We start from the raw sequence: 21377 nt of genomic DNA, 5'->3' as shown, positions 1-21377 counted from the left end.
CTTGGACCCGACGGAGGAATGAAGGAAGAATGGACAAGACGACGGAAATGATCTGGAAACGCAACAAAGTGATCGTGTGGATTTTGTGGTCGGTACTGGCGATTGCCATTGTACAGGCTTTTTTTGACGCTTCGCTGTGGGTAACGAATATCGCCGGGGTGGTGCTCTGCGCAGCGATCGACTTGATGAATCGAAGACAAATCGGCATCCGCGTCATTCCGTGGGTGATCACCGCCATTTTGGCGGCATTCAGCATTTATTTCAATTTTGGCAAAATCGAAACGTCGACGGCGCTTATCTTCTGCATCGTGCTGTTGATCTATCCGCACTACAAATATTTTGCGGTCGCTTTCGGGCTTGTCCTGATCAATATGCCGATCCAGATCATGAACGGCGCGCAGGTCGCGGCCGAGACGTCCAAGACCGATCTGTACGCGGACGTGTTCGCGATGTTTCTGCTGACGGGAGCCGCGCTCGTAAGCGTCGCGTTCCTCAACCTGCACATGTATCGCAGCAGCGAGCGGCAGCGGGAAGCCAGCGAAACGGCCGGGCGGCAGGTGGAGTTCCTGCTGGAACGCGTGCAGCAGTCCGCCGAAGGGCTGAAGCGTTTCTCGGAACAGACGAAGCTTGAAGTGAACGAGGTCGGCAGCATCACGAACGAAGTGATTCTGGCTTTCCGCGAAGTAGCCCGGGGCATGGAAGAACAGGCCGGAAGCGTGACGCGAATCAACGATGCGCTCTCGGTGTCCGACAGCCATATCGAGGACGTGACGAAATACGCCGGCGAGATGCAGCGCTTGTCTGAAGAGACCGCCGCGGCGGGCGACGAAGGCGATTCGCAGATGGAAACGTTGGTCGGACGGATCGACGAGCTGGACGAGACGATGCTCCGGACGTCGCGGCAGATGCAGGACTTTACGCAGGCGAGCCGTTCCATGTCCGATATTTTGACGCAGATCGACCAGATTTCCCGTCAGACGCATCTGCTGTCGCTGAACGCTTCGATCGAAGCGGCGCGTGCGGGCGATCACGGCAAGGGCTTCGCGGTCGTGGCGGGCGAAGTGGGCGCGCTTGCCGGCCACTCCAGCGAATCGGCCGGACAGATCGGCGAGATCCTGAACGGACTCCAACAGCAGATCGAAGCGCTGGACCGCCGGCTCGAAGAAGGATTGCAGACGCTTGAGCAGAGCAAATCGTCCACGCGAAAAACGGGCGAAGTGTTCGCGGCCGTACGCCGCAGCGCGCACAGCGTGCTGGAACAGGCGCAGCGCGTGCAGCAGACGTCGTCCGGCCTGCGCGATTTCTCCGGCCGGATGGTCGGGGAGATGTCGGAAGTGGCCGGCATTACCGAACAGTCCAGCGCCGCTTCCGAGCAGATTCTGGCCAGCATGGAAGAGCAGCGCAGTATGACCGGGCGGATGACCGACAGCTTCGGCGAACTTGAAGCGCTGATCGTCAGCCTGAACCGGCTCGTGATCCAGGAGCCGGCCAAAGGGTAATCGCCTTTTGGCCCAAAGATCCGAACGCTGCCCGTCGATCATGCAAAAAACCTCGAACCTTTCGCTCCGCGGCGAAAAGTTCGAGGTTTTTTGGTTTTTTTAAAAGAGAAGAAAACGTTGGACAATCAGCAAAGCGGTTAATCGCCCGCCATCCGGTAGAGCGCCGAACTGAGCATGATCCGGTCTCGGAGCCCCTGCGTCGCATGGATGGCATTGTCGTCCGTGACGAAAAACGCTTCGACGCCGGGCTGCCGCTCGATATACGCCATGCCGTCTTCAAGTCCCATAACGAAAGCGGCGGTGGAGAGGGCATCGGCGTCCGTCGCGTTTTCGCTGACGATCGTGATGCTTTTCAAGCCGTTCTGCGTCGGGTAACCGGTCCGCGGATCGAGGATATGGTGGTAGCGGACGCCGCCCTGGATAAAGAAGCGTTCGTACACGCCGGAAGAGTCGATCGTCTCGTCGTTGATCCGGATCGTGCCCAGCTGGCTGCCGCGGCTCTGATCGGGGTCCTGCAGACCGACGTTCCAATTCGCTCCGCCCGGCTTGGCGCCGACGGCCACGATGCTGCTTCCGCCGAGGTTGATCAGCGCGCTGTCCAATCCGTGCTCGCGCAGATAGAGCGACACCTGGTCCGCCGCATAGCCTTTGCCGATCGAACCGAGGTCGAGCACCATGCCGGGCCGCTCCAGCTTGATCGTCCGTTTGGCTTCATCGAACGTGATCCGGCGGTAATCGGTCAGCCGGCGCGCCGCTTCAAGCTGCGCCTTATCCGGCACTTTGGCGTTCTCGTGTCCGATATTCCACAGATTGATCAGCGGACCGATCGACGGATCGAGCAGGCCGCCGGTCTCTTTCGCGTAGCGAACCGCCATTTTGACGACGTCGAACGTTCCCTGCGACACGGGGACCGCCGCCCGGCCGGCCTCGGCATTGACTTGGTACAGGTCGCTGTCTTCGTTGGTGCGGCTCAGTTCCAGATCGATTTTGCCGAGCAGGTCGCGAATATCGTCCAGATGGCGTTCGGTCGCTTTCGGATCGTAAATTTTGATCGTGGCCACCGTGTCATACACGTAGAACGTGGCCGACACCGGCTCGACCGCTGCTGCCTGCGCCGTACCGGTACGTTCGTCCGCTTCCGAACCGCAGCCGCCGAGCATCGACGCAAGGACCAGCAGAGCCCCTGTCATTCTTATCGTTTTTCCCGCATGCTTCCACATCGTTGAAGTCACCGTCCTGTCAGAATCGGTCTTCCCCGGACTGCCGAAGCAGTCGAACTTTGTGAAAGACCTCACATTCATCATACTCCAGGCAAGGACAGATGCGGCAGCGAAAATTAGTCCAATTTTTGATTATTTTTTGGCCGACAGTTCTTTGTCTCTCAGCGCGGCGGCGTCCAGCATCGCTTTGTATTCCGCCAAGACGCGTTTCTCGCGCTTGCGGTTCTCCCGGTCTTCTTCCGACAGCGCTTTGTACAGCGAGAAGCACATGCCGATGATGATAACCGCAAAAGGCAGCGCGACGACGATCGAAGCGGTCTGCAGCGCGGTCAGCCCGCCGCTGATCAGCAGTACGACCGCGATCGACGACTGTACCAATCCCCACGTAATCTTGATTTTGGCGGAAGGGTCCAGCGTGCCGTTCGACGACAGCATGCCGAGCACGAACGTGGCGGAGTCGGCGGACGTGATGAAGAACATCGCGATCAGCAGCAGCGCGACGAAGGAGACGATCATGCCGAGCGGCAGGTTTTGCAGCATGAGGAACAGCGCAGAAGTCACGTCTTCTTCGACGGCTGCCGCAAGGCCGCTGCCTTCAAAGCGCGCGGAGTAGATGCCCGAACCGCCGAACACGGCGAACCAGAAGCAGCCGAACAGGCTGGGCACGAGCATGACGCCGAGTATAAATTCGCGAATGGTGCGTCCGCGCGATACCCGGGCGATAAAGGTGCCGACGAACGGCGCCCAGGAGATCCACCACGCCCAGTAGAAGAGCGTCCAGGCCGATACCCATGTGCTGTCGGAGAACGGGGTCATGCGCAGGCTCATCTGGACGATGTTCTGCACGTAGCCGCCGAGCGTCACGGTGAACGTATCGAAGATGAACGCCGTAGGGCCGACGAACAGAACGAACAGCAGCAGCGCGGCGGCCGCGACCATGTTCACGTTGCTCAGGATGCGGATACCTTTGTCGAGTCCGGTCGTGGACGAGATCAGGTAGATGACGGTCACGACCGCGATGATCAGCACCTGCACCAGAATGGTACTGGAATAGCCAAAGATCTGCTGGATGCCGCCCGCGATTTGCAGCGTGCCGAGTCCGAGCGAGGTGGCGACGCCGAACGCGGTAGCGATGACGGCCAGAATGTCGATCGCTTTGCCGATCGGGCCGTTGACCCGGTCGCCGAGCAGCGGCACGAACGTCGAGCTGATCAGCCCTTTATACCCTTTGCGGAACTGGAAGTAGGCGAGAGCCAGCGAGATGACCGAGTAGATCGCCCAAGGATGCAGTCCCCAGTGGAAAAAAGAATAACGCATCGCGACCTGGGCCGCCTGCGCCGTGCCGGGTTCCGTGCCTTCCGGCGGATCGATATAATGCGAGACCGGTTCCGCTACGCCCCAGAAAACGAGCCCGATGCCCATGCCGGCGCTGAACAGCATCGCGAACCAGGTCGGCGTGGAGTATTCGGGTTCGTCGTCGTCCTGTCCCAGCTTGATCTTGCCGAAGCGGCTGAACGCGAGATAGACGGCGAAGATGAGAAACCCGAACGCGGCGATCAGGTAGAACCAGCCGAACTTTTCTGTGGAAAAGTCCAAAGCCGCCTGCGCGGAAGTGCCCAGTTGGTCGGGAAACAGAGCCCCCCATAAAACAAAAGCGAGTATGATCGCCAGAGCGACGGCGAAAACCATAAATTTAACCCCTTCCCAAGTATACATATTCATTGTTGAGCATCGGCCGAACGGCCTCACTGAACATGAATTACCCAGTAAGGGACCAAACGAAAAAAAAGCCGATCAGAGATCGGCGGGGTAGAGTAGTCCGAACTGCTTGCGCGCTTCTTCCATCACTTCAGCGGCGGCCAGCGAACAGTCCCGGGAATTGACGGAAGACTCGGAGTCGCCGGAGCGGACGACGTCGACGAATTCCTGGATTTCGTAGCTCATGACCGGCTTGCCGGCCGGCTCGCTGATATCCTCGATGCTGCCGTCGCGGTAGCGGATCTGTACGCTGCCCGGTTCGCTGATCTTGTCGATCAGGATGCTGCCGAGTTCGCCCTGGATTTCCGAAGGCACGAGCGAATCGGTAATTTTGGAAAACATCACGACCGCGTCCATGTCCGCGTAGCGGGCGAGCAGGCTGCCTTCGCCGTCGACGCCCGACTCCAGCATGTACGCCGTCGCTTTGACTTCTTCCGGCCTGCCGAACAGCAGCACCATCGGATAGATGCAGTACAGCCCGAGGTCCATCAGCGCCCCGTTTGAGAACTCCGGCCGGAACGCGTTGAGCACCATGCCTTCCTTATACGCATCGTAGCGTGAAGAATACTGGCCGTAATTTGCGAAGTAACGGCGGATCGGCCCGATTTTGTGCAGATTTTGCCGCAGCAGCGCGAACGAGGGAAGCAGCGTCGTCTTCACCGCTTCCATAAGCACGGCGCCGCCTTCTTCCGCGGCCGCGAACATGTCGCGCACCTCGCGGGCGTTGGAAGCCATGGGCTTTTCGCAGAGCACGTGCTTGCCGCTCTTGAGCAGCAGGATCGATTGCTCCGCATGCAGGGAGTTGGGACTTGCGATATACACGGCGTCGATCCGGTCGGAAGCGGCCATCTCATCCAGGTCCGTAAACGTAAGTTCGATCCCGTAACGGTCCGCGAATTCGCGCGCGCGTCCTTCCGTGCGCGAGTAGACCGCGGCGAGTTCCAGCCCTTCGGCCTGCCGCGCCGCGTCGATAAAACGTTCCGTAATAAAATTCGTGCCGATCATCCCGAATCGAATCATGAATAAATCCACTCCCAGTCCACGTATTGAAGATACCGATAACATTCTCGTTCATCATAACATGAATCGTCAAGTTAGCATTCGATGTTTTTGACGCTGGGCAGGCCACTCTCTCCGATTGGGGTAATAGAAAACAGGCATCAGGCAGGACCCCTGTACAGGAAAAAGAAAACGGAAGGTGTGACGATGTATGAACGAGAATACGCCCTGGGATTATACGATTCGCGAATTCGTGGAGCGCGCCGGCAGTGCCAAAGCGACGCCGGGCGGAGGCAGCACGTCGGCGCTGGCCGCGGCGCTCGGCTCGGCCATGACGTCGATGGCGGCCCATCTGTCGCATCGGGAACGCACGCCGGAGCAGCGGGCCCGTATCGACGAAGCGGAACGGGAGATGCAGGAAGTCGCTTCGGCCTGCGAGCGTCTGATGAGCGAAGACATACGCGGCTTCGCCGCGTATCTGGAAGCGAGCGAAGCGGCCGAGAGCGAAGACGACGAAGCGGTGGTCGCCGCGACGCTGCGCACGATCGAAGTGCCGCTGGACCTGATGAAAGTCTGTATCCGCGGTCTGCGCGGCGCGCGTGGCATCGCCGAAGCGACGAGGTCGCATGTGCTGTCGGATCTTGGGATCGGGATCGTTATGTTCGAAGCGGCCGCGCGTTCCGCCCATCTGACCGTGCGGATCAATCTGCCGGCGTGCCGCGACGCTATCAAGCGCGAAGCGTACGGCGACGAAGCCGACGTGCTGCTGCTCGAAGCGCAGCGGCTCAAGGAGCTGGCGCTGAACGAAGTGACACGCGCGATCGAAAGCGGCGCGAGCGGCGCGGAGCCGGGCGGGCCGGACGGGCGATAAGCTCCTGCGGAGCGCAAGGCAGCGAACGGCAGCGGACGATGGCGGATGGCGCGCATGGCGCAGGAATGGCATAATGAAGACACGGGACCGGAACGATCGCGGCTGCGCGGCGTCCGGTCTTTGGTATGCGGGCGGGCGCTTTCACGGCGGCCGCCCGTAATACGGACAATGCGCGGGGGAGATGACAGGATGGAAGGCGGACAGCCGGATGAAATCATAAGCGAGAGCCAGACTCCCGCACATTGGAGACGGCGCCGGGCCGAGCTGGAACGCTGGGCGGATCGGGACAAAATAAGCAGGGGCGCCAAACGCGTCGCGCTGCTGCAAGGCGTCGAAGTGGATGCCGAGCTGCTGGAAGCGCTGCGTCTGCTGAACGAAGCCGGCGTGGGCACGGAATTTTCGTGCGCCGGCGTCAGTCCGCTGGACGAACCGGAAGATCATTCGCTGTATGCGTACGTGACGCTCGTCGACAGCGAAGCGGCGCGTTCGTTCGTCGAATACGCGTCCGCGCGGATGCGGCGGCGCCTGCTCGTATCGTACGAGCCGGAGCGCCGCCGCTACGACCTGTCTTCGTTCATGCTGGGACAGAATCGTTCGTTCTGCCTGCTGCTGGAAGCGTGCGCCCGGGAGTTTGCGCGAAGCGCGCACCGACAACGAGAGGAGTAGATCCACATGTTGAGTCTGGAAAAAAGAAGCCGGCAGGTCGTAGGCAAAGTGGCCGCGCAGGCGGCCGCCCGCGAACTTCTGCCGAGCGGATTGTGGTCTCATGACGATATTCGCGACAATTTCTATTACGCTTCGTATTTGTACGCCGCGGCGGAAGATCCGGAGATCCGGGTTCGTTTTGACCGCGACGAAGCCCGCGCGACGGCGATCGGCGTCTTCGGCCGCGTGCTCGAGCTTCAGGACCGCCGGGCCGGCAGCGGCACTTACGGCCATTGGCCGCTTGAACTGGGCGACGATCCGCAGTCGGCGGAGCCCGATCCGCTGCCGATCGAACTGATGGGCAGCCTGATGCTGTATTTCGTCGAACGCTGCGGCGATTCGCTGCCGCAGGAGCTGCAGACGTCGTTCGAGGCGGCGCTGCAAGCCGTCTGCGACAGCCGGTTCTACGACCGGCCGCTGCACAAATACGACCATCAAGAAGCGAAGCATACCGCGGCCAAGCTGCTGTTCGGCGCGTATTACGGCGACGCGGAGCTGCTTGAAGACGGACGCCGGTCGCTCAAGGCGCTGCTTGCGCATGTCGAAGCGCGCGGCCTGCACGAGTACGGTTCACAGCCGTGGTTCTGGCATTGGGTGCAGGCGTTCACCTGCGTTCGGCTGCTGCTGAGCGACGCAGACATTACCGACGACCTGAACCGGATGCTCGACCTGTTGTGGAGCGAGCGTTCGCTGCATTACATCGGCGGGGCCTGGGCCGGGCCGCATGCCCGCCAGCGAAGCGAAGACACGCCCAAAGACGCCGGCGTGGCGTTCGATTATTTGCAGTACGGTGATTTCCGCCTGCCGCCGCAGCTCAAGCGCGCCGAGTATGCGGGCTTCCTGTTCTACGAAGCGCCGGAAGCTTCGAGAATCGCGGCGATGGACCGCCTCGTGCCGGTCGAAGTGAAGAAGAAGATTCTGAAGCCGCAGCCGGACGGCCCGGACCGCGAGCTGCACAGTTATACGTATCTCACCGACAGCTATGCGGTCGGCGGCATGTGGGAACGCTCGGAAGAGTTCGACAACGAGCAGCACCGCTGGGACGTAACGCTGCCGCTGTCTTACGAGCTGGGCAGCGCCGCGAACCAGGCGTACTTCATCCATCCGGCGCCCGGCCAGGCCGAAGGCGACCTGCGTCATTCGAGTCCGTTCGAAGCGATCCTGCCGGACCGGGGCGCCGTATTGGCGCTGTATCCCGTGCCGGAAGGCCAAGACCCGTCGATCGTTGGCGTGCTGCCGAAAGGAGAATGGATTCGCGAAGAGCGGGCGCTGTTCGGCCAGGCCGGAGGCGCTTATCTGGCCGTCTACCTGCGGCACGGCTACGAGGCCGAAGAAAGCGACGACCGCTTCACGGTGCGCAGCGCGGGACCGGGCGGAGCCGTCGTGATCGAAGCGTCGGGCATCGAGGAAGCGGAGAGCCTGGACGCCGAAGACCTGGAAGGCTTCGCCGACCTGATGCGCGGCCGCGCGCCTGATTTCGGCGCGGACGGCCGCAGCGTCGCCTACCGCAGCCTGCACAGCCGGCGCCTGGAACTTGCGCTCGGCGCGGACGGGGCGCCGCAGGCGAAGATCGACGGCACGGCGGCGTCGTTCGGCGATTACGCGAAGTAAGGCGCGAAATCGGCGGACCCGTGCAGACCGGGGGCGGAACCCGGGTGCCCAATCCGAAGGTCGAACAGCAATCCAAACGCCGAACGCGAAAAAAGTCACGCCCCGGAATCGGGGCGTGACTTTTTGATTGCGACGGTTATCGCGGCCGCCGCGGCAGAATGCGCCGAACGCAGCCGGATGCTTGTACCTCGGCAGACGCAAGCGGAGCGGCGCGGAAGGAATCCTGCGCAGCCGCCGCCTTGCCGTCCGTCAGGCTTGCGGTTCTTCGTTGAACGGCGCCAGGAAAGCTTTGGGCGTGTCCGCTCCGAACGTCTCCGTTTTGCCGGTCGTCGGATGGACGAAGCTCAGCTCGTGCACGTGCAGGCCGAGGCGGCCGAGAATGCGCAGCGCGGAGCCGTATTTTTTGTCGCCGACGATCGGGTGTCCGATGTCTTCGAACTGGGCGCGGATCTGGTTCTTGCGGTTGGTCTCGGTCGTGACTTCGAGCAGCGACGCCTGGCCGTTGGCCTGAAGGCGCTTGTAGTGCAGCACCGCGCGCAGTCCGTCGCCTTCTTTTTGGCTGGCATACATCTTGAGCGTCTTCGTCTCGCGCAGCCAGGACGTGATCGTGTCCGATTCGGCCCGGACTTTGCCTTCGACGAGCACGGTGTAGGCCTGCTTGGCCGTGCCGGTGTTCCACTGCTCGATCAGCGCTTCCTTGGCCGCTTCGCTGCGGGCGAGCAGCATGACGCCGGAAGCGTCTTTTTCGAGCAGCTGGAGTGCATACAGCCGTCCCTGCTGATCGGTCTGGCGGATATGGCCCATCAGCTGGCGATAGACGGTATTGCTCTCTTCGCGCGAAGCGGACATGGACAGCAGGCCCGCTTCCTTGCGGATCACGATAACGTCGGCGTCTTCGTGCAGAATGCGCAGGCCGGTCAATTTCGTTTTGGGCTTGGCGCGTTCTTTGCCGATGACGACCGTCTGGCCCGGCTGCAGCGGATGGTTGTACAGCGTGACGACGGTGCCGTCGACGCGGACCTGTCCGTGCGCGAGCACCGATTTGATCGAGTTGCGTCCCATGCCGTTCAGATGCTCCAGCAGGAACGCGAGCAGTTCGGCCGGTTCTTTGACCGCCAAGCTGCGCGACTGCGCTTCGTTTTTCTCGCGGCGGGCGTCTTCGCGGGCCGCGTAGGAATTATCTTTTTTGATACCGGGAGGACGTTTTTTGCCGCCCGGCCGTTTATTCGTATAAGCCATGATCGGATAAGCTCCATTCTGGTAAGAGGATCGTAGCGTATTCGGCTCGTGCGGACAGTTGGAAATGCGCTGTCCGGGCCGGGATTCGCCGCATTCACTATACCAGAGCCGCCGCCAAAAGGCTAGGGACAAGGGCGATGCCGGAGCGGCTTCCGGAAATGGCCGGCAGGCCTTCTGCTTCACGGAGGAGAAGGGAGCGGATGGCGAATCCGGCGTTTTTTCAAAAAAAGAATATTTGTTCGCCCCGTGCGGTTGCCCGAAGCGTGCCGGCCCGGTAAAATATAGGAAGAACGCATCCACGACGCTTGGCCGAAGACCCTTACAACGTGCGCCCCCGACAGGTGCCTGAAGAGCGGTAATTATACGGGAATGCCGACCGAGGCATTCCCTTTAAGGAGTTTTGCATAATGGCGATTGAAGAAACGAAGATGATGGAGCAGGCCGGGGAACTGCTGCAGAAATATTACGGCTACCCCGATTTTCGCGAAGGTCAGAAGAAGATCGTCGAGAGCCTGCTGACGCGCAGCGATACGCTGGGCATCATGCCGACCGGCGGAGGTAAATCGATCTGCTACCAGATTCCCGCGCTGATGATGGAAGGCTTGACGCTGGTCGTCTCGCCGCTGATCTCGCTCATGAAAGACCAGGTGGACGCGCTCGTGACCAACGGCATCGCCGCGGCCTACATCAACAGCACGCTCAGCGGCCGCGAAGTGAACGACCGGATTCGCGCGGCGCAGCGCGGCGAGCTGAAGCTGCTGTACGTGGCGCCGGAGCGTCTTGAACTGGACTGGTTCCGCGAAGAAATGTCCAATCTGCGTATCGACTGCGTCGCGGTCGACGAAGCGCACTGCGTCTCGCAGTGGGGACACGATTTCCGGACAAGTTACCTCGCGGTCGCGCCGTTCGTCGATTCGCTGCCGCACCGTCCGACCGTGGCCGCTTTTACCGCGACGGCGACGCCGCAGGTCATGGACGATATCGTGCGGCTGCTGGAGCTTCAGGGAGCCAATACGTTCGTCACCGGACTCGGACGCGACAACCTGGCGTTCTCCGTGCTGCGGGGCGAGAGCAAGAAGGACTACATTTTCGATTTTGCCAAAACGCATGCGAGCGAAGCGGGAATCGTATACGCCGCAACGCGCAAAGAAGTGGACGAGCTGTATTCCAAGCTGTCGATGCAGGGTTTGTCCGCGGGCCGCTACCATGCGGGTATGAGCGACGTGGAGCGCGAAAGCGCGCAGGAAGCTTTTCTGTACGACGACGTGCGCGTCATGGTCGCCACCAATGCGTTCGGCATGGGGATCGACAAATCGAACGTCCGCTACGTTATCCACTACAATATGCCTAAAAATATGGAAGCGTACGTGCAGGAAGCGGGCCGGGCGGGCCGGGACGGCGAGCCGAGCGAATGTATCCTGCTGTTCAGCGCCCAGGATATCGTAGTCCAGAAATTCCTGATCGAGCAGAACGGGCAGGAAGAAGAACGCCGCCGCAACGAATACCGCAAGCTTCAGCAGATGGTCGATTACTGCTATACGACCCGATGCCTGCGCAGCGCCCAGCTGGACTATTTTGGCGAAGAACACGCGGACGAGCCGTGCGGAACGTGCAGCTCGTGCCGCGACGATCGCGAAGTGATCGACATTACGGTGGACGCGCAAAAAATCTTCTCCTGCATCTACCGGATGAGAGAGCGGTTCGGCGCTTCGATGGTAGCCGGCGTGCTCAAAGGCTCGCGCAACAAAAAAGTGCTTCAGTACAAGTTCGACCAGCTGTCCACGTACGGCATGATGAACGGCAAGACGGAAAAAGAAATCGTCGACATGATCAACGTACTCGCTTCCGAAGGTTATCTGGAGCTGACCGAAGGGCAGTATCCCGTCGTCAAGCTGCGGCAGCTCGCCACCGAAGTGCTCAAGGGCGGCCGCCAGGTGTTCCAGCGCGAAGCGCGCAAAGCGTCGTTCGCAGCGTCTTCCGGTTCGCGCAGCAGCCGTCCGCGCGCGGACGAGAAGTTGTCGGCGGTCGAGATCACGATCTTCGAGCAGCTGCGCCTGATCCGGCGCGAGCTGGCGGAGAAAGAACATGTGCCGTCCTATATCATCTTCAACGATGCGACGCTGAGCGAGATGAGTATCCACAAGCCGAGAACCGAGTTCGAGATGCTGCGGATCAAAGGCGTCGGCGAAGTCAAATACCGCAAATACGGCCGTCCGTTCCTGGAATTTTTCCAGAACCGGGAAGGCGACGCCGGAGGCGGCAGTTCCGAAGCGGACGACGTCGGCTATTACGACATGGAAGCTCCGCCGGAAGACGATTCCAACCTGTTCGCCTACTACGAAGATCACGATCCGTCGAACCCTTCGTAAGACGGGTTGCGGAGCGATCCGCGCGGTGACCTGTGAACGGGGCGCCGGGGACAAGAAGGATTGGCCTCGTTCGAATAGAGATTGATATGGAAAAGAAGCTTTCCGCCCTGAGCCAAAGGGAGGGAAGCTTCTTTTTGTGCGGTCTATGTTGAGCGCGTTGATTTCGAACGTTTTATTTTTGGCGTCCGGCCGACGGAAAATGCCCGTCGAGCCAGACAATCCAGTCGGCGATCACTTCGTCCCGATTGGTCTCGAAGACAAGTTCATGCCGCGCTTCGGGATACAGCCGGCATTCCAGATCTTCCAGGCCGGCTTGTTCGTAGACGCTTCTGAGATGATCCAGGCCGCTGGCTCCGCCGACCGGATCGAACTCGCCGCAGCAGAGCAGGACCGGCTTGGACCGGTCCAGCCGCCGCGCCAGGCCGGGCTGCTGGAGTTCCAGCAGCAGCTGGAAAAAGTCGCGGTAAAATCCGCAGCTGAACAAGGTGCGCCCGTACAGCCGCGCGAATTCGTCGACCGCGTCTTCGTCCCGCGACAGCCAGTCGAAGCGGGTACGGCGCGGCTTGAAGCCTCTGCCGAACGGGCCGAACACGAGCGCGTTCAGCGCCGGCGACGAGAAAGCCGGCGACAGCAGCCGCGCCTCCGCGGCGGCCAGCGCCGCTCCGAGCTTGAGCGGCAGTTCGGCGCGCTCCCCGCCGCTGCCCGTCAGCATGAAGCCGGCATATTCCGCCGGACGGTCGGCCATCAGCTTGCGGGCGAGAAACGAGCCCATGCTGTGGCCAAGCAGCACGACCGGCGCGCCCGGATGGCGCCGGCGAATCTCCGCCGTCACCTTCAGCAGGTCGCGGCACATGCCGTTCAGCGCATCGGGCCCGGCGTAGCCCTGGCGCAGCGGTCCGGCCGGCGTATCGCCGACCGTACGGCCGTGGCCGCGATGATCGCCGGCGTACACGGCATAGCCCGCCGCGTTCAGCGCCGCGGCGAGCCCGGCGTAGCGGCCGCCGTTCTCGCCCATGCCGTGCGAAATCTGCACGACGGCCCGGGGGCGTTCCAGCGGCCAGGCGCTGACGCACACCGATACTCCGTCCGCGCCTTCGAGCATGAACGAAGGCGCGGACGGAGCCGCCTGCTCGCGTCGTTCACGCGACGGTTCGCGCACAGGGCGGGCTGCGCCGTCGAGCCGCTGCTCGCGTTCTTTTGGCGCTTCGCTGCCGCTGCGCCGCTCGCGCGCAAGCGCGGCGGAGAACCAGGTTCGCCCCGGCGTACGGGCCGTTCGCGCTTTCGACGGCCTGGATGGCGCGGCCGGGCGCGCCTCGGCCTTATGCGGTCGATTGAGCATAAGAAGGTCACTCCTTTCATGAGTTGATGATTGAATAATTCTATTCTTCGCTTGTTCGCCGGATACCGTGTTCAAGTGATGATTTTTCGTCCTTTATCTGTCTGTCATCTGTCCGTTATCTGCTGTTAGCTGCCGTCATCTGTCTGCCATCCGCCCGCTATTTTCAACATGAGCCAAAATAGCCTTCTGTTCAAAATAGCCTTCTGTTGAGGTATACCCATTTTTATAGGTATTCGATTGCGAACCGCCCGAATAGGCGCACGGAAAAACGCGAAAAAAACACAAACCAAAAAAACCGGAAGAGATTCTCTCCCGGTTTTTCGGCTGCGCAAGATCGGGCCCGCACGCCGCGCCGCATGTCTGCGCCTCGACGCCTGCACCTGCACCTTCCCGCGGTTTAACGTTCCAGTGCCGCGCCGCCGGCGTCAGACTTTTTCGACCGCGATCAGATAAGGCGCGGCCGGCCGCTGCGGCTGGCGGTACGAGATGACCCGCGCCTGCGCGCCCGGCAGTTCGCCTGCCCAGCGCTCGACGGCCGCCGCTTCGACGCTGCCCCCGTCATGGGCCGGGTACAGCACCGCGGTCAGGATGCCTTTGGGCCGCAGCAGCGACAGCGCCGCTTCAAGCGCGGGCAGCGTCGACGCCGGCGTCGTCATGACGCGGGAATCTTCGGCACCCGGCAGGTAGCCGAGATTGAACATGACGGCTCCGACCCGGCCGCGGCAGTCCGGCGGCAGCGCCTCCGCCATCTCCGCGTGGCTGCGCAGCAGCAGCTCCACGGAAGCGAGCTTCGCGCCCGCTTTGCGGGAGCGCCGGTCCGGGCCTTCGTCCGCTTCGCGCTCGCGGTCGAGCCGCTCCCGCGCCCGGTCCAGCGCGGCCTGCTGGACGTCGAAGCCGTACACGCGGCCGCGCGTTTTGGCCAGCCGGGCGAGAAAGACCAGGTCCGCGCCCGTGCCGACCGTGGCGTCGATCGCGATCTCGCCGGGCTGGAGCCTTTTTTGGATCAGCTGTTGGGTGAAGTTGAGCACCGATACGAATCCCATCGGATTACCCTCTCCAGTATTTGCCCTGCCAAGTGCCTCGGTGCTCCAGCTCGGCGTCGATGCCGTTGAGCACTTCCCACTTTTTGAGGCTCCACATCGGACCGACGAGCAGATCGCGCGGCGCGTCGCCCGTCAGGCGATGCACGATCATGTCCGGCGGCAGAATCTCCAGCGTGTCGGCGATCAGACCGATATATTCGTCCCGCTCCAGGAACCGGAGCAGACCGGCTTCGTACTGCTTGACCATCGGCGTTTTGCGCATCAGGTGCAGCAGATGGATCTTGATGCCCTGCACGTCCATGTTCGCCACGGCGCGCCCGGTGTCCAGCATCATTTCGTGCGTTTCCTGCGGCAGGCCGTAGATAATATGCGCGCATACCCGGATGCCCCGCGCCCGCAGTTTCGACACCGCTTCTTCGTAGCAGGCCGTATCGTGCGCCCGGTTGATCAGCGTGGACGTCGATTCGTGGATCGTCTGCAGGCCCATTTCGACCCACAGATACGTCCGTTCGTTCAGTTCCGCCAAATAATCGATCACGTCGTCCGGCAGGCAGTCCGGCCGCGTGGCGATCGCAAGGCCGACCACGCCCGGCTGCTTGAGGATTTCTTCATAATATTCGCGCAGCGTCTCAAGCGGCGCGTACGTATTCGTATAAGCCTGGAAATACCCGATATATTTGGCGCTCGGCCATTTCAGGTGCTGGCGGTCGCGAATATTGTTGAACTGCGTGACCAGATCGTCGCGTCGGCTGCCGGCGAAGTCGCCCGATCCGCGCGCGCTGCAGAACGTGCAGCCGCCCGTGGCAATGGAGCCGTCGCGGTTGGGGCAGGAGAAGCCGGCGTCAAGCATGACCTTGAACACTTTGTCGCCGAATTGGTCGTGCATTTCGGTGTTCCACGTATGAAACCGTTTGTCGCTCCACAGCAGCGGCGTTTCCGGTTCGATGATCGAAGTAGAGGAAAACATGGGTCGAACTCCTTTCGGGATGGACCACATTCACGGAAAATGAACGGGTTGTCAGTCAATCCTTAATTCTAGCAAAACCCGGCCGAAGAAAAAAGAAAAAGATCGGTGAACACGGAAAAAAGGGCCAAAATAAAAAGTAAAAATATTTAATTTTGCGCTTGATATATATTACATGGATGTGTTATATTTATCTCAAGATCGGATTACCGGAAAAACAGCGTCGTATCAACGATGGTAACGCTATCTTTTATTCCGGCGCACGCCGATTATTTTAGAGAAATGAAGAGGTGATTGACGATGACGACTCAATTTGCAGCGAATCATTCGGACGAGAAGATCGCAGTCGAGCTGACCCGTGAAGAAGCGCTGGCACTGACCGGCGTACGTTTCAACAACGGACACAAGATTGAAGTGGATGCCCGTAAGAAAATTCGCAGCGCTTTTGAAAAGGCATTCGATATTGCCGCGGATCCTGCGGAATAAACGAGCACGAGGCGCGAACCTGCGTCTTTTCGGTTAACCGGATTACCCATCCCGGCATAGATGCGCGGCGGCAGACGAGAGTTTGGCCGCAAGACGCGCAAGAAGCCCTTCCTCGCGGAAGGGCTTTTTTTCGTTTCCGAAACGGGAAGGAGCGGCGCCCGGCCTGCTTGATCGTGCTTTTGATCTTTACTTTTCGCGGGAACTTCGGCACAATAAGGCGGAGGCTGGCCGGGAAGCGCAGCGATTTGGCGACCGCCGAGCCGAGATTTTTATAGCGGAGGAATGACATGCGTTTACGCGGAAGAAAAGGAATCCGGGAAAACCTGGAGGCACAGCCGGAATTGGTTGTCCTCGAACCGGAACAGTATAAGGGACGTTGGGCCGAGTTGTTCGGCAACGACCGTCCGATCTACGTGGAACTCGGAATGGGCAAGGGACGTTTCATCAGCGGCACGAGCGTGCGCAATCCCGAAGCGAACTTTATCGGCATCGACATGTACGACGAACTCGTTCGCCGGGCCAGCGAAAAAGCGAGAGCCGCCTGGTCGGAGCTCGGTCACGAGACGCCGCCGAGCCTGATGCTCGCGCGCGCCAACGTCGAGAAGCTCGAAGATATTTTTGCGCCGGGCGAACTGGAACGCATTTATTTGAACTTTAGCGATCCGTGGCCGAAAAAGAAACATGCCCGCCGCCGCCTGACGCATCCCCGTTTTCTGGAGATGTACAAGCGCGTGCTCAACACCGACGGACAGATCCATTTCAAGACCGATTCGGAGACGCTGTTCGAATTCTCGCTGAACTCTTTTGCGGACTCCGGCCTGCAGATGACCAACATCAGCTTGAACCTGCACCGCGACGGCATCAACGAAGAACACGTCATGACGGAATACGAGCATAAATTTATGGGCAAAGGCATGAACATCCATCGCTGCGAAGTCGTGATCGGCGAGCGTGCGCTGGAGCGCTACGACGAGATCCGCATGGAGCCTTACCGCATCTCGCCCGACGAGCGAGCCGCCCTCGCCGCCGAAGAAGCCGAGGAGCGGTTACAAGCTTCCGCAAGCGAGAAGTCCGAGAGCGAAGACTGATCTTTGCTCTGCGCCGTACAATCAAGGGCAGACCGTTCACGGGAAGAATGATTCCCGAACGGCCTGCCCTTTTTCCTGCTGCCTTTTCCCTTACACCCATAAAAACGGCCGAAGCAGCCGGCATTTTCGGCATTCGCGCAGCCTAGGCATCTCGATCCGTTGTTGGACGGCCCACAGGCATAGGGGAAGTTTCAGTGAAGGAACGATAGTGTTCGCCTTTGCAATCGGGAAGTCTCCGCCTGAGTCTGATCCGGCTTCCCGATTGAAACAGCGACCGAAACGGATCTTCCCCGGCGCCGCTCCGGCTTTTTCAAAACGCATAGGACCGTTCTTCTTGCCGCAAAAAAAGGCGTCTTCCCTGAGCCCGAATCGCTCAGAGAGACACCTTATTTGTCGTTTCCAAAATCTCGATGATTCGCTTGGCGCTCTGCATCGGGCGCAGCTTCTCGATGTTCAGCCGGCTTTCCGCGCGGCGTCTCGCCAGTTCCGCATATTCGTCCTCGTCGATCAGCCTGGACATCCATTTGCCGACGACCTCAAGCGAAGACAGCCGTTCTCCCCAGCCTTTGCTGGTGAAGTACTCGCAGTTTTCTTCTTCCTGGCCGGGCAGCGGATTGTGGAACAGCATCGGGATCGCTTTGGCAAGCCCTTCGGTGCACGTCATGCCGCCCGGCTTCGTAATGAGCAGGTCGGACGCTTCCATCAGCTTGTCGATTTCTTTGGTATATCCGATCACGTGTACGTTCTCGTGCTGGAAGCGCGGATCTTTTTTGAGTTTGCGCATTCCTTTTTCGTTGCTGCCGACGCAGAAGACGAGCTGGATGTCCTGGCGCCAGCGCGTGAGATAAGGATTGAGCACGTCTCCGTTCATCAAGCCCCAACCTCCGCTCATGACGAGCACGGTCGGCATGTCCTTGAGGCCCATGTCCTGCAAAATGCCGGCTTTGACCGGATGTTCCCAGAAGCTAGGATGGACGGGTATGCCGGTCACGTCGATACGAAACGGCGATACGCCGCGGTGCAGCACCTTGTTCTTGACTTCCTGCGTAGAGACGAGATAGTGGTCGACGCCCGAGCTGATCCACGTGCCGTGCGCGTCGTAATCGGTAATGACGGTGCACAGCGGCACGCGAAGCCCGAGACGCTTGAGCCGGGAAATGACCGCGCTCGGAATCGGATGCGTGCAGACGACGAGATCCGGCTTGAGCTGCTCGATGACTTCGCGCGCGTGCGCGTAGAACAGCCGGTGCAGCGCGAGCGTCGTCAGGCGGTTGAGCGACTTCTTGTACTGCTGTTTATACATCATGCTTACGAAACGGGGCTGCGTCACGACCGTTTTCTTGTAGGCGTTGATGAACAGCGGCGCGACTTTCGGGTTCAGAAAGCTTCCGAGTTCCAGCACCCGGGTCTGAACGTCGGGAGAAAGCTTGCGGAGGCTGCCGGACAGGGCGTAGGCGGCCCGCGTATGTCCGGTGCCGAAACCTTCCGACAGGATCAGCACTCTGTATTTGGACACGTTTTTCGTCACCTTTTTCGGAAAAGCCCGCCGCCTGCGCCGAAGGACGCGGGAAGACGGGCCGATTTTTCGATTCGCCTGTGCAGACAGGCTTCTTCTCCTTCTACGATAGCCGCTTTAAGGCCATAATGCAACCGTAAGCCAAGCGGTCAGGGAGCCGATTACGCCTCCCGCGAGCACGTCCGACGGGTAGTGCAGGCCGAGGTACATGCGGGACGTTCCTACAATTAAGGCGACGGGAAGCAGGATGACCGTGGTCCACGGGATCAGGATCATGAGCGGAACCGTTACGGAAAAGACGGCGGTCGTGTGTCCGGACGGAAAAGAATGGTCCACGAGCGGATTGCGAAACGTGTTCGTCTCCGGCAGCGCCAGATGCGGACGCACGCGCGGATACAGCTTTTTGGCGATCGCGACCGGGATATGGCTCACGGCAAGCGCGACGAGCGAATGCAGAGCCGCGGAATTCCACGGAGCCGGAGCCAGCCAGGAGGCGAGGACGGTCGCCGAAATGGTGAAAGTGGCGCCGCCCAGATGCGTCAGGTAATAAAGCACGATACTGAGAACGCGATGGTGCAGACGTCCGTTTACCCATTTGAAAATGCGCTGGTCCAATTGGCTCAGCTTGATCAGCAGGCTACGCATGACATACCTCCGGAGAAAGAGCCCGGCGATTACAGAAGGCGACGGGACTATCTTTTTTTGCTGCCGGGGCTCGCCGGCTTGGGCGCGTTTCGTTCCGTGACGGCGCCGAAGCCGAATGCGAGCAAAACGGCAGTTCGTACGTGCGGCAACAATTTTGACTCTATCAACCCCGAATTATACAATGATTCAAGGCAATTATAATAGGGTTAAAAAAAATTAACCGAATTTGCCCAACTTTTATCAGGCAACTCGCGTTTATTATTCGAAGGCAGGGAGAACGGGAGGTGGGCCGGTTCCGAAAAGGCGGTACGCCACGGGACCAAAAGCTCGAAAGTCGGCGATATCCGCACCTAAACGGCGATGCGGAAGCGAACCGACCACCCGCCGCGGCGAATTCGGGCGCAAATGCTCGCTTTTTTGCCCCGCAGCGCGAATTCACGGTTTTGACAAATGGTCGCAAAATCGCCAGAATCGAAAAGAACGATTTCCTAAAAGTTTAAAAACAAAAATGGGTCATTCAAAGTCGCTATGGAACGCAAGGCACAGAGAATACACACACACAAAATCTTTCTGTGTACATAGGGGTAACAAAAAGGGGGTTCAACCAACCATGCTGCAAGCATTATTCATGACGCTCCAGGTGCTGCTGGCCGTAATCGGGGTCTACCAATTCGGCTTCGCACTGTTCGGACTGTACAAAAAGAAACGGGAGAAGTCGTTCGATCCGCAAAAGTCGTTCGCCATTTTGGTTGCGGCGCACAACGAAGAAGAGGTCATCGGGGCGCTGATGGAAAACCTGAAGCACCTGAAATACCCGCGTGAGCTGTACGACGTATTCGTAATCTGCGACAACTGCACGGACAAGACGGCCGATATCGTGCGCGAGCACGGTTGGAACGCCTGCGTTCGCGTCAACCCGAATCTGCGCGGCAAAGGCTACGCGATCGAGTGGATGCTGGAAGAGCTCTGGAAGCTTGACCGCGAGTATGACGGCATCGTCATGCTGGACGCCGACAACCTGGCGCACCGCGATTTCCTGATCGGCATGAACGACGATCTGTGCAAGGGCGCCAAAGTCATTCAGGGTTATATCGACACGAAGAACCCGAACGACTCGTGGATCACGGCCGCTTACGGCATCTCGTACTGGTACATCAACCGGTTGTGGCAGCTGTCGCGTCACAATCTGAACATGGCCAACTTCCTCGGCGGCACGGGCATGTGCTTCGACAACAAGCTGCTCAAGGAAATGGGCTGGGGCGCAACGAGCCTCGTGGAAGATCTGGAGTTCACGATGCGCTGCGTCGAACGCGGCGTGTATCCGAAGTTCAACTACTACGCGAAGATTTACGACGAGAAGCCTTTGACGTTCAAAGCGTCTTCCGTTCAACGCCTGCGCTGGATGCAGGGACACTTCACCGTGGCGCGGAAATACTTTTTCCCGCTGCTGTGGAAGAGCATCCGCGATTTCAGCATCGTCAAGTTCGACATGGCGCTGTACGCGGTTAACGTGTACATCGTGCTGCTGACGCTGATGCTGACGGTCGTGCTGTACGGCGACATCGCGCTGTTCGGCGGTCCGCACCTGCTGACCATGTACGACTATTTGCCGCTGTGGGTAGCCGCAGGCGCCATTGTCGCACAGGTTGCCGTGTTCTTCGTCGCCATGATCCTGGAAAAGGTCAAATCGTGGAAAGTGTACGCCTACATGCTGCTCTTCCCGATCTACCTGCTGTCGTGGTTCCCGATTACGTTCTACGCGTTCTTCACGCAGAACAACAAGCAGTGGAGCCACACCAAGCATACCCGGGTCGTGCGCATCGACGAGATGCAGAGCGAACAGAGCTAAGCAGCCCGGCACGCTTCCGAATAATTCGGCAGATAAAAGTTTTGAAAAAGACTTTACATTCTGCCGAATATCCGGTATAGTAGTCAAAGTGTTGTTTAACCATTACTTTTCAATAAGGATTCAAAAGCAGAAGCTCCGCTTCTCACCTGCCCGGCACCGTCGGCTGGTTCCCGATC

17 protein-coding genes are annotated in these 21377 nt (G+C 59.9%); 8 read left to right on the top strand and 9 right to left on the bottom strand.

The annotated features are described in order from the left end of the window. Nucleotides 1-29 precede the first annotated feature (29 nt). Nucleotides 30-1499: a methyl-accepting chemotaxis protein gene (locus FTE24_RS07950; protein ID WP_150231498.1), complete on the top strand. Its 1470-nt coding sequence runs from the start codon at nt 30-32 to the stop codon at nt 1497-1499. Between the two features lie 137 nt (nt 1500-1636). Here the strand turns inward: FTE24_RS07950 and FTE24_RS07945 are convergent, their stop codons facing one another. The 3 genes from FTE24_RS07945 to FTE24_RS07935 all read right to left on the bottom strand — a co-directional run bounded on the left by FTE24_RS07945 (nt 1637) and on the right by FTE24_RS07935 (nt 5497). Next, nucleotides 1637-2689, bottom strand: coding sequence for an FAD:protein FMN transferase (locus tag FTE24_RS07945; protein ID WP_237401689.1), 1053 nt, complete (start codon nt 2687-2689; stop codon nt 1637-1639). A gap of 162 nt (nt 2690-2851) precedes the next feature. Beyond that, nucleotides 2852-4408 (bottom strand): glycine betaine uptake BCCT transporter, encoded by a 1557-nt coding sequence (locus FTE24_RS07940; protein WP_150231495.1) that lies wholly within the window; start codon nt 4406-4408, stop codon nt 2852-2854. A gap of 105 nt (nt 4409-4513) precedes the next feature. Further along, on the bottom strand, nt 4514-5497 hold the full coding sequence (locus FTE24_RS07935; protein WP_150231493.1) for a Gfo/Idh/MocA family protein: 984 nt from the start codon (nt 5495-5497) through the stop codon (nt 4514-4516). Nucleotides 5498-5687: 190 nt separating this feature from the next. Here FTE24_RS07935 and FTE24_RS07930 point away from each other — a divergent pair, with 190 nt between their 5' ends. The 3 genes from FTE24_RS07930 (at nt 5688) to FTE24_RS07920 (ending at nt 8663) form a co-directional block, all read left to right on the top strand. Continuing rightward, complete coding sequence (locus tag FTE24_RS07930; protein WP_150231491.1) at nt 5688-6347, top strand: cyclodeaminase/cyclohydrolase family protein; 660 nt, start codon at nt 5688-5690, stop codon at nt 6345-6347. Nucleotides 6348-6536: 189 nt separating this feature from the next. After that, the gene (locus FTE24_RS07925) at nt 6537-7013 is read left to right on the top strand and encodes a hypothetical protein (RefSeq protein WP_141448992.1); all 477 of its coding nucleotides are present in this window, start codon (nt 6537-6539) and stop codon (nt 7011-7013) included. A 6-nt stretch (nt 7014-7019) separates the two neighbouring features. Next, nucleotides 7020-8663: a hypothetical protein gene (locus tag FTE24_RS07920; RefSeq protein ID WP_150231489.1), complete on the top strand. Its 1644-nt coding sequence runs from the start codon at nt 7020-7022 to the stop codon at nt 8661-8663. Nucleotides 8664-8912: 249 nt separating this feature from the next. Here the strand turns inward: FTE24_RS07920 and FTE24_RS07915 are convergent, their stop codons facing one another. Then, on the bottom strand, nt 8913-9902 hold the full coding sequence (locus tag FTE24_RS07915; RefSeq protein WP_150231486.1) for an RluA family pseudouridine synthase: 990 nt from the start codon (nt 9900-9902) through the stop codon (nt 8913-8915). 407 nt (nt 9903-10309) lie between these two features. Here FTE24_RS07915 and recQ point away from each other — a divergent pair, with 407 nt between their 5' ends. Beyond that, entirely contained in the window at nt 10310-12271 is a 1962-nt protein-coding gene (recQ, locus tag FTE24_RS07910; RefSeq protein WP_150231484.1) for a DNA helicase RecQ, read from the top strand. 172 nt (nt 12272-12443) lie between these two features. Here recQ and FTE24_RS07905 read toward each other — a convergent pair whose 3' ends face one another. The 3 genes from FTE24_RS07905 to FTE24_RS07895 form a co-directional block, all read right to left on the bottom strand. Continuing rightward, nucleotides 12444-13610, bottom strand: a complete 1167-nt coding sequence (locus FTE24_RS07905; protein WP_150231482.1) for an alpha/beta fold hydrolase — start codon at nt 13608-13610, stop codon at nt 12444-12446. A 425-nt stretch (nt 13611-14035) separates the two neighbouring features. Further along, nucleotides 14036-14653 carry a class I SAM-dependent methyltransferase gene (locus FTE24_RS07900; protein ID WP_150231480.1) on the bottom strand — a complete coding sequence of 206 codons (618 nt, stop codon included), beginning with the start codon at nt 14651-14653 and terminating at the stop codon, nt 14036-14038. A gap of 4 nt (nt 14654-14657) precedes the next feature. Next, a complete protein-coding gene (locus tag FTE24_RS07895; RefSeq protein WP_141448998.1) occupies nt 14658-15620 on the bottom strand; it encodes a TIGR01212 family radical SAM protein in 963 nt (320 codons plus the stop codon). Between the two features lie 297 nt (nt 15621-15917). Between FTE24_RS07895 and FTE24_RS07890 the strand changes: the two genes are divergently transcribed. Both FTE24_RS07890 and trmB read left to right on the top strand, forming a co-directional pair. Then, nucleotides 15918-16103 carry a hypothetical protein gene (locus FTE24_RS07890; RefSeq protein WP_150231478.1) on the top strand — a complete coding sequence of 62 codons (186 nt, stop codon included), beginning with the start codon at nt 15918-15920 and terminating at the stop codon, nt 16101-16103. Nucleotides 16104-16390: 287 nt separating this feature from the next. After that, nucleotides 16391-17191 (top strand): tRNA (guanosine(46)-N7)-methyltransferase TrmB, encoded by an 801-nt coding sequence (trmB, locus tag FTE24_RS07885; protein WP_150231477.1) that lies wholly within the window; start codon nt 16391-16393, stop codon nt 17189-17191. Between the two features lie 373 nt (nt 17192-17564). Here trmB and FTE24_RS07880 read toward each other — a convergent pair whose 3' ends face one another. Further along, nucleotides 17565-18707: an MGDG synthase family glycosyltransferase gene (locus FTE24_RS07880; RefSeq protein WP_141449001.1), complete on the bottom strand. Its 1143-nt coding sequence runs from the start codon at nt 18705-18707 to the stop codon at nt 17565-17567. Nucleotides 18708-18824: 117 nt separating this feature from the next. Continuing rightward, nucleotides 18825-19352 carry a phosphatase PAP2 family protein gene (locus FTE24_RS07875; RefSeq protein WP_141449002.1) on the bottom strand — a complete coding sequence of 176 codons (528 nt, stop codon included), beginning with the start codon at nt 19350-19352 and terminating at the stop codon, nt 18825-18827. Between the two features lie 610 nt (nt 19353-19962). On the opposite strand from FTE24_RS07875, the gene FTE24_RS07870 reads away from it, so the two are divergent. Continuing rightward, nucleotides 19963-21201 (top strand): glycosyltransferase family 2 protein, encoded by a 1239-nt coding sequence (locus FTE24_RS07870; protein WP_141449003.1) that lies wholly within the window; start codon nt 19963-19965, stop codon nt 21199-21201. Nucleotides 21202-21377: the final 176 nt, after the last annotated feature.

Source organism: Saccharibacillus sp. WB 17 (assembly GCF_008634075.2).
Taxonomy (GTDB): domain Bacteria; phylum Bacillota; class Bacilli; order Paenibacillales; family Paenibacillaceae; genus Saccharibacillus; species Saccharibacillus brassicae.
Note: the sequence above shows the minus strand (reverse complement) of the source record. Positions and strands in the feature narration are given on the sequence as shown.